General features: G+C 54.9%; 18 protein-coding genes. 12 read left to right on the top strand and 6 right to left on the bottom strand.

Annotation, left to right across the window (positions count from 1 at the left end; translation table 11 throughout):
- Nucleotides 1-20: 20 nt before the first annotated feature.
- The gene (gene rlmB, locus PZBJ_RS13375) at nt 21-755 is read left to right on the top strand and encodes a 23S rRNA (guanosine(2251)-2'-O)-methyltransferase RlmB (protein WP_101762868.1); all 735 of its coding nucleotides are present in this window, start codon (nt 21-23) and stop codon (nt 753-755) included.
- 83 nt (nt 756-838) lie between these two features.
- Complete coding sequence (locus PZBJ_RS13380) at nt 839-2467, top strand: isovaleryl-CoA dehydrogenase (RefSeq protein ID WP_101762869.1); 1629 nt, start codon at nt 839-841, stop codon at nt 2465-2467.
- Here PZBJ_RS13380 and bsmA read toward each other — a convergent pair.
- Nucleotides 2441-2767, bottom strand: coding sequence for a biofilm peroxide resistance protein BsmA (bsmA, locus tag PZBJ_RS13385; RefSeq protein WP_101762870.1), 327 nt, complete (start codon nt 2765-2767; stop codon nt 2441-2443). The two genes, PZBJ_RS13380 and bsmA, sit on opposite strands and share 27 nt — an antisense overlap.
- Nucleotides 2768-2821: 54 nt before the next feature.
- Complete coding sequence (locus tag PZBJ_RS13390; protein WP_101762871.1) at nt 2822-4753, bottom strand: methyl-accepting chemotaxis protein; 1932 nt, start codon at nt 4751-4753, stop codon at nt 2822-2824.
- 158 nt (nt 4754-4911) lie between these two features.
- Here PZBJ_RS13390 and yjfP point away from each other — a divergent pair, with 158 nt between their 5' ends.
- Nucleotides 4912-5661 (top strand): esterase, encoded by a 750-nt coding sequence (gene yjfP, locus PZBJ_RS13395; RefSeq protein WP_101762872.1) that lies wholly within the window; start codon nt 4912-4914, stop codon nt 5659-5661.
- Between the two features lie 46 nt (nt 5662-5707).
- Here the strand turns inward: yjfP and PZBJ_RS13400 are convergent, their stop codons facing one another.
- Entirely contained in the window at nt 5708-5917 is a 210-nt protein-coding gene (locus PZBJ_RS13400) for a hypothetical protein (RefSeq protein ID WP_101762873.1), read from the bottom strand.
- 386 nt (nt 5918-6303) lie between these two features.
- On the opposite strand from PZBJ_RS13400, the gene rpsF reads away from it, so the two are divergent.
- Genes rpsF through rplI form a run of 4 tightly spaced genes read left to right on the top strand, consistent with a single transcriptional unit; the run spans nt 6304 to nt 7744 of the window.
- Nucleotides 6304-6699 carry a 30S ribosomal protein S6 gene (rpsF, locus tag PZBJ_RS13405; RefSeq protein ID WP_101762874.1) on the top strand — a complete coding sequence of 132 codons (396 nt, stop codon included), beginning with the start codon at nt 6304-6306 and terminating at the stop codon, nt 6697-6699.
- Nucleotides 6700-6705: 6 nt separating this feature from the next.
- Nucleotides 6706-7023 carry a primosomal replication protein N gene (priB, locus tag PZBJ_RS13410; RefSeq protein WP_007892027.1) on the top strand — a complete coding sequence of 106 codons (318 nt, stop codon included), beginning with the start codon at nt 6706-6708 and terminating at the stop codon, nt 7021-7023.
- Nucleotides 7024-7027: 4 nt separating this feature from the next.
- The gene (gene rpsR, locus PZBJ_RS13415) at nt 7028-7255 is read left to right on the top strand and encodes a 30S ribosomal protein S18 (protein ID WP_002210155.1); all 228 of its coding nucleotides are present in this window, start codon (nt 7028-7030) and stop codon (nt 7253-7255) included.
- 39 nt (nt 7256-7294) lie between these two features.
- On the top strand, nt 7295-7744 hold the full coding sequence (gene rplI, locus PZBJ_RS13420) for a 50S ribosomal protein L9 (protein ID WP_008103594.1): 450 nt from the start codon (nt 7295-7297) through the stop codon (nt 7742-7744).
- A gap of 56 nt (nt 7745-7800) precedes the next feature.
- Here rplI and PZBJ_RS13425 read toward each other — a convergent pair whose 3' ends face one another.
- Nucleotides 7801-8454, bottom strand: coding sequence for a LysM-like peptidoglycan-binding domain-containing protein (locus PZBJ_RS13425; protein ID WP_158238609.1), 654 nt, complete (start codon nt 8452-8454; stop codon nt 7801-7803).
- A 216-nt stretch (nt 8455-8670) separates the two neighbouring features.
- Here PZBJ_RS13425 and fklB point away from each other — a divergent pair, with 216 nt between their 5' ends.
- The 3 genes from fklB to PZBJ_RS13440 all read left to right on the top strand — a co-directional run bounded on the left by fklB (nt 8671) and on the right by PZBJ_RS13440 (nt 9974).
- Complete coding sequence (gene fklB / locus PZBJ_RS13430; protein WP_008103590.1) at nt 8671-9291, top strand: BamJ family beta-barrel-assembly machinery protein; 621 nt, start codon at nt 8671-8673, stop codon at nt 9289-9291.
- Between the two features lie 128 nt (nt 9292-9419).
- Nucleotides 9420-9668, top strand: coding sequence for a type II toxin-antitoxin system Phd/YefM family antitoxin (locus PZBJ_RS13435; protein ID WP_101762875.1), 249 nt, complete (start codon nt 9420-9422; stop codon nt 9666-9668).
- Nucleotides 9669-9974 carry a type II toxin-antitoxin system RelE/ParE family toxin gene (locus PZBJ_RS13440; RefSeq protein WP_101762876.1) on the top strand — a complete coding sequence of 102 codons (306 nt, stop codon included), beginning with the start codon at nt 9669-9671 and terminating at the stop codon, nt 9972-9974.
- Nucleotides 9975-9977: 3 nt separating this feature from the next.
- On the opposite strand, the gene PZBJ_RS13445 is transcribed toward PZBJ_RS13440, so the two are convergent.
- Entirely contained in the window at nt 9978-11924 is a 1947-nt protein-coding gene (locus tag PZBJ_RS13445) for a bifunctional 2',3'-cyclic-nucleotide 2'-phosphodiesterase/3'-nucleotidase (RefSeq protein ID WP_101762877.1), read from the bottom strand.
- A gap of 292 nt (nt 11925-12216) precedes the next feature.
- Here PZBJ_RS13445 and cysQ point away from each other — a divergent pair, with 292 nt between their 5' ends.
- On the top strand, nt 12217-12963 hold the full coding sequence (gene cysQ, locus PZBJ_RS13450; RefSeq protein ID WP_101762878.1) for a 3'(2'),5'-bisphosphate nucleotidase CysQ: 747 nt from the start codon (nt 12217-12219) through the stop codon (nt 12961-12963).
- 97 nt (nt 12964-13060) lie between these two features.
- Here the strand turns inward: cysQ and PZBJ_RS13455 are convergent, their stop codons facing one another.
- A complete protein-coding gene (locus PZBJ_RS13455) occupies nt 13061-13624 on the bottom strand; it encodes a YtfJ family protein (protein ID WP_101762879.1) in 564 nt (187 codons plus the stop codon).
- Between the two features lie 313 nt (nt 13625-13937).
- Here PZBJ_RS13455 and PZBJ_RS13460 point away from each other — a divergent pair, with 313 nt between their 5' ends.
- Nucleotides 13938-14144 carry a DUF1107 domain-containing protein gene (locus PZBJ_RS13460; RefSeq protein ID WP_007892150.1) on the top strand — a complete coding sequence of 69 codons (207 nt, stop codon included), beginning with the start codon at nt 13938-13940 and terminating at the stop codon, nt 14142-14144.
- The last annotated feature ends 12 nt before the right edge of the window (nt 14145-14156 follow it).

Genomic DNA, 14156 nt, shown 5'->3' on the forward strand with positions numbered 1-14156 from the left:
ATCCAACCTTGAGCAAAGTAATGAGTGAAATAATTTTTGGTATTCATAGCGTGCAGGCGCTGCTGGAGCGCGATCCTCAGCGTTTTCAGGAAGTCTTTATCCTTAAAGGCCGCGACGATCGTCGCCTGCAGCCGCTGATCCTCGCACTGGAAGCTCAGGGAATCCCGGTGCAGGTGGCGAACCGTCAATGGCTCGATAGCCAGGTTGAAGGCGGCGTGCATCAGGGCATCGTGGCGCGCGTGAAGCCGGGCAAGCAGTATCAGGAGGGTGATTTACCGGATCTGCTGCAGAGCCTTGAGAAGCCGTTCCTGCTGGTGCTGGATGGCGTTACCGATCCGCATAATCTCGGTGCTTGCCTGCGCAGCGCGGATGCTGCGGGCGTGCATGCGGTCATCGTGCCAAAAGACCGTGCAGCACCGTTGAATGCCACCGCGAAGAAGGTGGCCAGCGGCGCAGCGGAAAACGTGCCGTTGATTCGCGTCACCAACCTGGCGCGCACCTTGCGCTTGCTGCAGGAATACCACGTCTGGGTGGTTGGTACCGCAGGCGAAGCCGATCACACCGTTTACCAAAGCAAAATGACCGGCCCAATGGCGCTGGTGATGGGCGCGGAAGGTGAAGGTATGCGTCGTTTAACGCGTGAGCATTGCGATGAGCTGATCAGCATCCCAATGGCAGGCAGCGTCTCGTCACTCAACGTGTCAGTTGCCACCGGCGTGTGCTTGTTCGAAGCCGTACGTCAGCGTCAGGCGTGATCCCCACCGCAAAAAGTTTTCCAGGCCAGGCATAACTGCACATCCTCTTCATACTTGAAAAATGAGTATGAGGAGGACGTTATATGATTTGGACCACTCACACCGTATTCAATCAGCCCCAACCGCTCAGCAACAGCAACCTATTCTCGCGTGATATCGCCCTGTGCGAGGCCGTTGCACGCGAAGGTGCCAGCTGGGATCGCGAATGGCTGGCTTCCGTCGGCTTGCAACTCGGCAGCGCCGAATCCCTTGAACTAGGCCGCTTAGCTAACGTCGAAGCGCCTGAACTGCTGCGCTACAACGCGCGCGGTGAACGCCTCGACGAAGTGCGTTTTCATCCCGCCTGGCATCTGCTGATGCAGGGATTATGCGCCAGTCGGCTTCACAATCTCAGCTGGCAGCCCGACGTTCAGCCACAGGCGATGGTGGCGCGTGCCGCACGATTTATCCTGCATGCCCAAGTGGAAGCCGGCTCGCTCTGTCCGGTGACGATGACGCACGCCGCCATTCCGCTGCTGCAGAATCATCTGCCTGAACCCTACGCGGACTGGCGCGAAGCGCTGCTCAGCGATCGTTACGATGCGCATCATCTGCCTGGCAACAAGAAACGCGGTCTGTTGATTGGCATGGGCATGACGGAAAAACAGGGCGGCACCGATGTGTTGAGCAACACCACACGCGCCGAACCGCTCGGCGTGCGCGGGCCGGGCGAAGCGTATCGCATCACCGGCCATAAATGGTTTTTCTCGGTCCCGCAAAGCGATGCGCATCTGATTCTGGCACAAACGTCACAGGGATTGAGTTGCTTCTTCCTGCCACGCTTGCTGCCGGACGGCACGCGCAACGCCATTCGCATCGAACGCCTTAAAGACAAGCTCGGCAATCGCTCCAACGCCAGCGCTGAAGTGGAATTTCAGGATGCTATCGGCTGGCTGATGGGCGAAGAGGGCGAAGGTGTACGGCTGATCCTCAAAATGGGCGGCATGACGCGCTTCGACTGCGCGCTGGGCAGTCACGGACAGATGCGCCGTGCGCTGTCGATTGCCGTGCATCATGCGCAGCAGCGTCAGGTGATGGGCAAGAACCTTATCGATCAACCACTGATGCGCGCGGTGCTGGCGCAACAGGCGCTGCAGCTGGAAGGGCAAACCGCACTGCTGCTGCGGCTGGCGCGCGCCTGGTCAACACCGGCCAGCGAACATGAGCGTTTATACGCACGCCTGTTCACACCCGCCGCCAAATTTGTGATCTGCCAGGCGGGCATGCCTTATGTGGCAGAAGCAATGGAAGTGTTGGGCGGCATTGGCTATTGCGAAGAGAGCGAGCTGCCGCGTCTTTATCGTGAGATGCCGGTTAATAGCATCTGGGAAGGCGCCGGCAATGTGATGTGCCTGGATGTCATGCGGGTGCTCGGCCGTCACGCCGAGGTGATGACCATGCTGCATGATGAGTTTGAGGCGGTGAAGGGCAGTAATCGTCACTTTGATCGCCGCTGGCGGCAATTACGCTTGCAGCTCGCCAACCCGCGTGAAGGGCAGGCGCGAGAAATCACGCGCGAGTTACTGCAGCTGGCAAGTGCCGCGATTCTGCTGAAAGTGGCAGAGCCGCCGCTGGCCGATGGCTGGTGTCAGCAGCAGCTTGATCTGCGCGGCACACGGGCATTAAGCGACGATCTCTGCGCGCGCTTACTGTTGCGCTGCAGCGCCGGTTGAAGGCGCGCCATACAGAATGGCAGTGGCGTACCAGAAGCTGGGAAGGGTGGTTTCATCCAGCATCAGAATTTGATAGTAAACCGCACCCGCCTGATTGGCTTTAGCGGCAATAGCGCGCTGCGCATCATCCGGCGATCCGCGTGTGGTGGCGGTGATAGTGCCGAGCTTTGGCAGACCAACACTTTGCGCGCGTGAAATCTCCTGCGCGTGCTGCGTGGGCGGCGGCGGAGCTTGTGGCGTGGTGGTGAAAGCGGCGCAGCCGCTGAGCAGCAGCATTAAGGCCAAATAGAGAGTACGCATAGCAACTCCTGAAGCAGGAAGATGGCTCAAGTGTAAGCCATCTTCCTGTGGCTTTTAGTCCTTCAGATGAAAAATGCTCACCAGCTGCGTCAGATGATGCCCTTTCTTACTCAGATGATTGGCGGTGGTTTCTGACTGGTTAATCATATCGCTGCTTTGATGCGTGGCCTGGCTGATGTGATTCATCGCCAGGTTCACCTGACCAATGCCCGCCGCCTGTTCCTGCGCGGCAATATTGATCTCACCCATCAGCGTTTTAACCTGCTCGATGTGATTGACGATATGGCTCATTGCATCGCGCGTCTGCTCAGATAACGTATGGCCGGCCGCCACTTTATCGATGGAGCTGGCAATCAACCCATCAATCTCTTTGGCTGCCGTAGCACTGCGCTGTGCCAGCGCGCGCACTTCCGCCGCGACCACAGCAAAGCCTTTACCGTGTTCACCGGCGCGAGCGGCTTCAACCGCGGCATTAAGCGCCAGAATGTTGGTCTGGAAGGCGATCGACTCAATCACATGGGTGATATCGGCGATGCTCTGCGACGCCACGCGAATCTCCGACATGGTTTCCACCGAACGTGCCACGGTGCTGCCGCCGTGATTCACGGTATTAGCCGCTTCACCAACCAGCGCCATCGCCTGCCGCACGTTGGCAGCGGTTTGTGCCACGGTGGCGCCAAACTGCTCCATGCTGGCCGAGGTTTCCTCCACGCTGCTGGCCTGACGGCCAATCTGCTCGCTGATGCTGGAGCTGCTGGCGGCGATGGTATCGGTGCCGCTGCTGATTTCCTGCGCCGCCGAACGTACCTGACTGACGACTTTCTCCAGTCCATCGCCAATGCCGTTGATCGCGCTGACCAGCTGACCAATCTCATCACGACGTGAAGAGTCGAGATGTGCCTGCAGATTACCAGCGGCGTACTGTTCTGCCAGATGGATCACCTGCTGCAGCGGACGCGTGATGGCGCGGCGGCTGTACCACATAAAGCCAATGGCAAACGCGATCACCAACGCCAGGCCAATCGCCATAAACAGGTTACGGCTGTGCGTGATTGGCGCCAGCAGGCTGGCACGGCTCACTTCACCGGCGATGATCCAGTTCCAGCCCGGCAGCTGCTGCCACGCCAGCAGTTTGGTTTCGCCATCCAGTTCAATCGCCACTAATCCCTTCGGCTGGCTAAGCAGTTGCTGCTGCGTGGCGTTATCCCAGCGCGGCAGTTTGCCTTCAGCGTGACGATCAAACAGATATTGGCCCTGGCTGCTGCCCGGCGTCCCATTCAACACCGAGAAGGTGCCGCTGTCACCAAGATGGCGCGCCAGCACTTTGTCACGCATCAGCGCGTACTGCGCGTCGATCTGTACCCCGACGAACAGAATAGCGATCACCGCGCCGCTGCTATCCTGCACCGGCTGATACTGCGTAATGTAACGATGGCCAAACAGCGTCGCCAGGCCGCGATAGACCGTGCCCTGATTGACGCTGCGCCAGGCGGCGCTGCTGCGATCCAGTTTGGTGCCCACCGCGCGGCTGCCATCCTCTTTTTTCAGCGAGGTGGCGATGCGGATGTAGTCTTCGCCGTCACGCACGAAGATGGTGGATACCGCACCGGTACGATCGAGAAAATCATCTACCGCGATCTGATCGAGGTTGAGGGTTTTCAATCCCGCTCGCAGCGTTGGCGTGCTGAATTCACCTACCTGCACACGTTCGCTGTCGTCACGACTAAAACGTTTTGGCAGGAAGCTTTGGAACAGTTTGGTGTAATTGGCCACCTCTTCCGACAGCGTGGCGTTGAACATGGTGGCCATTTCATTAATGCCTTGCACCTGATTCTGCATATCATCGGTTGCCAGCTGCTCCAGCTGACGTGCCGCGTTATGGCTCAGGGTCAATGTCAGCGTAAATAGCACAATTGCCACGCTCAAAGACGTCAATACAGACAGCTTGATTCCGAGACCCATGGCGCTGAGAGAAAGACGCTTCATAAAGTACCTTTTGAGATTATTGAAGGGGTACAAGATCAACGGCAAAGTGGGCTAAATGTTTAGGGCAGAAATTATTCAAACTTAATGTGAAGTGGCTCGCGTTTTATCAGGCAGCGCTTACACTGAGTCCAGTGATAATCATTCTCAATGGAGGCGGTATGATTGAGTTGGCAACGGAGAATCTGGCAGGCATTGAATGTATTCATGCATCACCGGCCGGGCAGCGCCAGGCGCGCTTGCCGACGGTGTTGTTCTATCACGGTTTTACCTCATCGAAAGAGGTTTACAGCTACTTTGCCGTGGCGCTGGCGCAGGCTGGTTTCCGCGTGGTCATGCCCGATGCGGACATGCACGGCGCACGTTACAACGGTGATACCGACGCGCGGATGACCCACTTCTGGGAGATCCTTAAACAGAACATCGATGAAGTGCCGTTGCTGGAAAAGGCGCTGCGCGATAACGACTGGATTGCGGATGAGCGTTTTGCCGTGGCAGGCGCCTCAATGGGCGGCATGACCGCGCTGGGCGCGATGGCACGCTATCCACAGATTCACAGCGTGGCGTGTTTGATGGGTTCCGGCTATTTCATGCAGCTGAGTCATACGCTGTTTCCGCCGCTGGTGGCGCGCACGCCAGAGCAGAAAGAGGCTTTTGCCGCGCGTTTAGCACCGCTGGCGCCTTACGATCCCAGCGAACAGCTGGAGAAACTGGCGAATCGACCTTTGCTGTTGTGGCACGGCGAAGCGGATGAAGTGGTGCCCTTTGCTGAAACGGCGCGTTTGCAGAAAGCCTTAGGCGAGGCAGAACTCGATCACCATGTGACCACGCTATCTGAAAAAAACATCGGCCATAAAATCACGCCAGCGGCCCTGACGGCGCTGGTCAGTTTCTTTAAACATCATTTATAAAAATGCGGGTTGGCGTGATTGGCGCCAGCCCGTTTAGGTTGCCGAATCAGAGTTGTGATGACAACCGTTCGGCGGCGCTGGTATTGGCACTGACTGGGTTACTGCTTGCAGGCGCATCCAGCCGATTGACGTAGACATAGCCTGATGCCGCGTTGCTGCTGTGACTTCTCATCTGCTGCGCGAAGTCAGCGGAGCTGGCAAGAGCGGGTGTAGACAGGAAGAGACCCAGTAAAGTGGCGAAAATGATCGTTTTCATTATCGACTCCTCACTCCAGGGATTGCACTCTCAGACGCGGCGAAAAGCGGAATTCGTTGCGCCTGTAAACAGTGTAGTTCTTAACCAATTTGCCGCCAGATCGTCCCTTTGAACGCCTTCTTCAGAGAATTTGATAAAACCTTCTCTAACTCACTGATGCATTTCACTTAGCACAAAAAGCCGCTTCAGCTGGCACGATAGTCGCCATTTGATGAATTGTGCGCTTGAGTTTCCGCAAGGACGCCAGTATGATTACGCGTCAATTTTTCAGCTGCATTCAGAGGTGTGTTTCATTTTTTAAATGATTCGCAACCTATAACGTTCCTTGCTTCCGTGGGCCGCAGCTGACCCTGACAGGAGGCTGAATAATCCGTAAGGAGCTATCGATGCGTCATTACGAAATCGTATTTATGGTCCACCCTGACCAGAGCGAACAGGTTCCAGGTATGATCGAGCGTTACACTGGTGCTATCACCGGTGCACAGGGCACGATTCACCGTCTGGAAGACTGGGGCCGCCGTCAGCTGGCTTACCCAATCAACAAACTGCACAAAGCTCACTATGTTCTGATGAACGTAGAAGCGCCGCAGGAAGTGATTGACGAGCTGGAAACTAACTTCCGCTTCAACGACGCCGTTATCCGCAGCATGGTTATGCGCGTTAAGCACGCGGTAACTGAAGCATCTCCGATGGTTAAAGCTAAAGATGAGCGTCGTGATCGCCGCGAAGACTTTGCTAACGAATCGGCTGATGACTCAGATGCTGGGGATTCTGAAGAGTAATCCGACATGACGGCAAATCGACTGCGCCTGTCTGGCACTGTGTGCAAGACGCCGGTTCGAAAAGTCAGTCCGTCAGGGATTCCTCATTGCCAGTTCGTGCTTGAGCATCGTTCTGTGCAAGAGGAAGCCGGTTTCCACCGGCAAGCCTGGTGTCAAATGCCGGTGATTATCAGCGGCAGCACCCATCAGGTGATTACTCAACATATAACGGTCGGCACGCAACTCACTCTCGAAGGCTTCATTAGCTGCCATCAGGCACGCAATGGTCAGAGCAGAATGGTGTTACATGCCGAGCAGATTGATTTGATAGATTCTGGAGACTAGCCAAATGGCACGTTATTTCCGTCGTCGCAAGTTCTGCCGTTTCACCGCGGAAGGCGTTGTAGAGATTGATTACAAAGATATCGCTACACTGAAAAACTACATTACCGAAAGCGGTAAAATTGTCCCGAGCCGTATTACCGGTACTCGTGCAAAATACCAGCGCCAGCTCGCTCGTTGCATCAAGCGCGCTCGCTACCTGTCCCTGCTTCCGTACACTGATCGTCATCAGTAATCGGTAGTTGTCCATTAACGACTTTAAGAGGATAAGGTAATGCAAGTTATTCTGCTTGATAAAGTAGCAAACCTGGGCAGCCTGGGTGATCAGGTTAACGTTAAAGCGGGCTACGCTCGTAACTTCCTGGTTCCACAGGGTAAAGCTGTTCCTGCTACCAAGAAAAACGTTGAGTTCTTCGAAACACGTCGCGCTGAACTGGAAGCCAAACTGGCTGACGTTCTGGCTGCTGCTAACGCACGTGCAGAGAAAATCAACGCACTGGGCAACGTAACCATCGCGTCTAAATCAGGCGACGCTGGTAAGCTGTTCGGTTCCATCGGTACCCGTGACATCGCTGATGCAGTAACTGCAGCTGGCGTTGAAGTGGCTAAAAGCGAAGTTCGTCTTCCAGAAGGCGTACTGCGCACCACCGGTGAGCACGAAGTTGACTTCCAGATCCATAGCGAAGTCTTCGCTAAACTGGTTGTGAATGTAGTTGCTGAGTAAGTTCACTCAGTAATGCGAAAACGCCGGCCATGTGCCGGCGTTTTTGTTTCTGCGTTTTACTGAGCGCGGATAAAGCTGCCATCTGGCTGGCGCGTAAACAGCACCGGACCGTTGCTGCCATCGACCGTTAAACCGGTCACCACGCCTTGCGCGTTCTGACGAATCTTCACCTGCTGACCATTTTGTAACGCACTCAGCGGCTGCCCATCACCTTCGACTCGCGCCATGGCAAACACATCATTCACCGGCAAATTATTGTCGCGGAACAGCTGTGCCAGTGTCTGGCCTGATGCCACATTATAGGTGCGCCACTCGCCCTGCGAATCGGTTTTCGCCGGCGTGTTTTGCTGTTGATTATTGTCGTAAATCTCCGCCTGCATCGGCACTTCTTTAGCGCCAGTGTCCGCCGGACGCTCAACCGGATATTGCGGCGTGCTGCTCGGCCAGAGAAACGCCAGCAGCAGCACCAGCAGGGCAATGACGATGCCGCGACGATGCAAAGCGGGTAGCGGATCCATCCAGCGCACATCATCCAGCAAATGCCAGACGCGCTGTAGTGCGGCGGGAACGCGGGAAGGGTGATCGGAAGCCATTCGTGAATCCTCCTCGCTGGCGGCCTGGCGCGGAATGCGCGGCAGCCAACGTTGCAACCAAGGTAATAAAGTACGCGGTGCGCGCGTCCTGCGACGTCGTGGGGCGATCTGGCCCATGTATTCTCTCTTGTTCCGACGGTGGCGGGTGAAAACCTCGCCACAGCTATAGTATGAGCAATGCTGACAGGAAGTGCCTGGCAGCATTGAAAAATTTGACCGCTGTATTGTTTCCGTTTCGCCGGGAAATGTCATCTGCGGCGCGTGAGATTTTACGCCAGCCGCCCGCGCTGGTATGCTGCCGGTTCTATTTTTCTCCGGGATTAAGGAATCAAGATGACGACCCCTTCATTCGACAGCGTCGAATCACAAGCAAGTTACGGTATCGGTTTACAGGTAGGCCAGCAGCTGCAAGAGTCTGGACTGCAGGGTCTGCAGCCAGAAGCACTGCTCGCCGGCCTGCGCGACGCGCTGGAAGGGAACTCACCGGCCGTCCCGGTTGACGTGGTACATCGCGCACTGCGTGAAGTGCACGAGCGCGCTGAAGGCGTGCGTCGTGAGCGTGTAGAAGCGATGGCGGCTGAAGGTCAGACTTTCCTTGAGCAGAACGCACAACGCGAAGGCGTAAGCAGCACCGAAACCGGTCTGCAGTTCAGCGTCATCACGCAGGGCGAAGGTCCAATTCCTTCACGTCAGGATCGTGTGCGCGTGCATTACACCGGCAAACTGATCGATGGCACGGTATTCGACAGCTCAGTCGCGCGTGGCGAACCCGCAGAATTCCCGGTTAGCGGCGTAATCGCCGGTTGGATCGAAGCGCTGACGCTGATGCCGGTCGGTTCGAAGTGGGAACTGGCGATTCCACACAACCTCGCTTACGGCGAGCGCGGTGCTGGCGCCTCCATCCCGCCATTCAGCACCCTGATCTTCGAAGTTGAACTGCTGGAAATTCTGTAAGTCGCCAAGTTGATTCTCAAAACCGGCACACGATCGTGCCGGTTTTTTTATATCTGTAGAACAAGCTGGTTTTAAATTAATCAGCGTATATAATGTGCGAATCGAACGATTCACACGAAAGGTGCGGTATGCATTCACTTTCCGCCAACGAAGCCAAAACCCAATTTGGCGATATGCTGCTGAAAGCGCAGCGTGAGCCGGTCCAGATTAGCCGTAATGGAAAGCCGGTAGCAGTGGTCATCTCCGCTGAGGAGTATCAGGCGATAGAGGCCATGAAGCAGCAATTTTTGCAGGAAAAAATTGCCCGAGCCAGAAATGATATTGCCAACGGACAACTGACCGATGGTGAAACCTTTTTCGACCAACTGCTGGATTAAATGGCTAATTATCAGCTTACGGATGAAGCGCGACAGGATCTTGTCGATATTCGCCGGTTCACTATGCAGAACTGGGGTGATGCGCAATCAAAAATCTATTTAAGGCGTTTGCAGGAGACGTTACGCACGCTGGCAGAAATGCCGGCATTGGGAAAAAGCAGAGCGCTGGATGTTGCAGAAGGTGTGCTCAGCTTTCCCTATGTTAGCCACATGGTTTATTACCAGCCAGGCCAGAAAGGCATTATTATTTTGGCGGTATTACATCAGAGCAGGGTGCCAGCTACGCATCTGGCAACCCGCTTATAACAACTATTTCTTCTGCAAATCCACCTGCCACAACGCAAAACCTATCTCATCGCTGCCCACCGCTTTCATCGGGTAATCGGCGTGCTGCTCGATAAACTTCGTTGCTTTCGCGCCAGGCGCGGTCTCAAAACGGATATCCAGCGGCGTGCTGCTGTTAATCGGCGCTAAACGCCAGTTGTGATCGGCCTGCGGTTTCACTTCGCCGTGCGCTTTGGTTTCGCTGCTGATATAGGCGGCAACCACCGAGCGGTTCTCATCCGGCGACGCGAAGGCGACATACTTATCGCCGGTGCCGGCAAACTTGCCGCCATAAGCGCGATAGTTATTGGTGGCGACCAGGAAACTGGCCTGAGGATCAATAGGTTTGCCTTGCCAGCTAAGATCCTTAATGCGCGAAGCCCCCTTGTTGATCAGCGAGCACTCTGCGTCATAGCGCGCCGGCTGCGTGACATCGATTTGATACTGCACGCCATCGATCACATCGAAGTTATAGGTACGGAAATCCCAGTTAATCAGCGCTTGCGGTTTGCTACTGTGCGGATCGATTTGATTAAACTGCGCGGCTGAACACTCCAGCCACTCTTTCACCTGTGCACCGCTGACTTTCATCACCACCAGCGTATTGGGGTAGAGATAGAGATCGGCGGCGTTACGGAAAGTGAGGTTACCTTTCTCCACTTCGACATAGCTGGCGGGATCGTTTTTGCGGCCGCCAGCTTTAAACGGCGCGGCGGCGGAGAGCACCGGCAAGCGGCCAAGATCAGGATCGCCCTGAATAAAGTGCTCGACGTAAGCGCGCTGCGCGTTGTTAACGATCTGCACCGTGGGATCGTCCTGCACCAGCGACAAGTAGCTGTACATCACGTCGGCGGATTTACCGATCGGTTTGGCAACAAAATCGCGCGTGGCGCGGTGATCCTGCTCCAGCACTTTCACCAGATCGGCATCTTCGGCAGCCAGCGATTTTTTCGCCGCGCTGTCATAAATTGGACGTGCCTCGGCTTTGCCCTGCGTAACCTGCCATTTGCCGCCCTCGTTATTCAGCACCAGATCGACCACACCCAGATGATCGCCCCACATACCGGGCATCACCGCCGGAATACCGTTAAGTGTGCCCTGGGCGATATCAGCGCCTTTAATTGCCGCAAACTCTTTGCTCGGGAAGACCGCGTGAGCGTGACCGAACATGATGGCGTTGATGCCAGCAACCTGGCTGAGGTAATAGACCGAATTTTCGGCCATGGCATGATAGGGTTCACTGCTCAAACCGGAGTGCGGAATAGCGATGATTATTTCAGCACCTTTTGCGCGCATTTCCGGCACATAGCGCTTCGCTGTTTCAGTGATGTCATCAACCCGCACTTTTCCCTGCAGATTGTTGCGATCCCAAACCATAATCTGCGGGGGAACGAAGCCGATGTAACCAATTTTCAGCGTATGCGGCTTACCGTCACGGTCTGTAACGGTGGTTTCCTTGATTAAGTAGGGCGTAAACAGCGGTTTTCCGCTCTTTTCATCGATAATGTTGGCGTTGACGTAAGGGAAACGCGCGCCGGCCAGCGCTTTTTGCAGATAAGGTAAACCGTAATTGAACTCATGATTACCGAGGTTTCCGACGGCGTAATCCAGCGTATTCATCGCCTTATATACCGGATGAACTTCGCCCGGTTTTAGCCCTCTCGCCGCCATGTAATCGCCCAGCGGACTGCCCTGAATGATATCGCCGTTATCGACCAGCACGCTGTTCTTCGCTTGCGCGCGGGCCTGCTGAATTAAGGTGGCGGTGCGTACCAGGCCAAATTTCTCCGTCGGCGTATCTTTGTAATAATCGAAATCCATCATGTTGCTGTGCAGATCGGTGGTTTCCAGAATGCGCAGATCCACCGTAGCAGCCTGTACCGTGGCGGCAGTTATACAGAGTGCCAATAACGACATGCTCGCTTTGAACATCGCTTGCTCCTTGTTCGGTCCAATGGGCCTCTCAAAATAATGTAAAACCATGACGAATTATCATTTCAATTTGTGATGAAGCTCGGACTTTCATCCAATATCTCCCGCCGGGCCGCGCTAAAAGCGCATTCAGCATCCCGCCATAGCCGCCGACGATGAACTATGGTATTGATATTCAAATAGATTGCTGTAGCAGACAGCACAGTCGCAGGCTGTTGAATGACAACTGCTAAAATAAGGACAGATTGGCAGTTGGTGTCTGACAGCAGAATCAGCGGAAAAGAGGTAAAGAATGTTAGATAAAATTTGTCAGCTGGCGCGTGATGCGGGCGATGCCATTATGCAGGTATATAACGGCGCAGAGCCGGTTGACGTGACCCGTAAGTCGGATGATTCTCCGGTCACCGCGGCCGATCTCGCGGCGCATCGCGTGATTGTGCAAGGTCTGACGGCGCTTTCGCCGGGGGTGCCGGTGCTATCTGAAGAGGATCCCCCGAGCTGGGACGTGCGTCAGCACTGGCAGAAATACTGGCTGGTCGATCCGCTCGATGGCACCAAAGAGTTCATCAAGCGCAACGGCGAGTTTACGGTCAACATTGCGCTGATCGAAAATGGCAAACCGGTATTGGGCGTGGTGTATGCGCCCGTGCTAGGCGTGATGTACTCGGCGGCTGAAGGTAAAGCCTGGAAGGAAGAGAACGGCCAGCAGACGCAGATTCATGCGCGTGAAGCGCGTCCACCGTTAGTGGTGGTTAGCCGTTCGCATTTTGAGAGCGATACCGAGTTGCAGGAGTATTTGCACCAGCTCGGCGAGCATCAAACCACCGCGATTGGTTCATCGCTGAAGTTCTGTCTGGTAGCTGAAGGCAGCGCGCAACTCTATCCGCGCTTCGGGCCCACTAACATCTGGGATACCGGCGCAGGCCATGCGGTGGCGATTGCCGCCGGTGCGCATGTCCACGATTGGCAGGGCAAAACCCTCGATTACACCCCACGCGAATCGTTCCTCAATCCCGGTTTCCGCGTTTCATTGTTTTAGGCTTTCAGCGGCGCAATTTAATACGTAATAAATTGCGCCGCTAAAGAATGTGCAATGCATGGATGCATCCGTATTGGCCGTCCACGGCAACTTCCGTTCACTTCTGCAACAACTCGTGAATTAACTTCATCGCCTGCTGCACTTCGTCCTGCGTCAGCGGACCATCTTTGACGTAGCGCACATGTGCGGTGTTATCCAGCACCACAATCGCGGATCCGCCTTTCTCCAGCTGCCAGGCCTGACGCGCGCTGCCGTTGCTATCGACGATAAACTGCGACCATGGAAACTGCTGCTTATTGCTCTCAAGGCTGCTGCGCACGAACATGCCGGTGCCCGGAATCGCATCGTCGGTATTGACGATAGTGGTGGTTTGATAACGATCGTGCGGCAGATGCGCAGCTTTGATGGCTTCAATTAACGCCGCATTCTGCTCTTTAGCAGAAGAGCGCCCGGCAATATGCAGGATAACGCGAACTTTTCCGCTTAGCTGCGCGCTATTCCAGGATTTGTAGCTAAACTTATCTTCATCTTGTTGATAAACCAGCTCTCCTTTGTCGTTAACGCCAACGGCTGGCACGCGTTCACCCAGTTTGAAGGCATGTGCCGCAGCCAGGCCCGGCAGCAAGAGTGCCAGTGCTATCACAGTGTGTCTCAAACGCATTTATTACTCTCCTTGGTGATCCGACCAGTTGTTCATGTTCCTGCAATATTAGGCGTGGATGATGCGTCTGTCGCAATGAGTTAACAGGTTTGCAACCTATGCCACAATTCCATAATGAGTGAAGGTTTATACTGGGTTTAGTGAGGCTGATAACAGAGTATTCTGTAATGATGTGTCAATTCAGTAAATAATTCACCTTTTCGGAACACGGCTAAGAAAGGATGCTCTATAGTTATGCCTCATTTGCGCTTCACGGGTTCGTACCAAATTTGGTGACGACGGAGCGTATTAAACATTTTAGGAGTTAAACAGCATGAAGATCTTCCAGCGCTATAATCCGCTGCAAATTGCGAAATATGTCAAAACGCTATTTAGAGGAAGGTTGTACATCAAGGACGTGGGCGCGTTCGAGTTTGATAAGGGCAAAGTGATGTTGCCGCGTGTCAAAGATAAACAGCATCTCAGCGTGATGTCAGAAATCAATCGCCAGGTGCTGCGGCTGCAAGCCGAGTACAACTAAGTAAGCATAAGA

Source organism: Pantoea endophytica (assembly GCF_002858935.1).
GTDB classification, from domain to species: Bacteria; Pseudomonadota; Gammaproteobacteria; order Enterobacterales; family Enterobacteriaceae; genus Pantoea; species Pantoea leporis.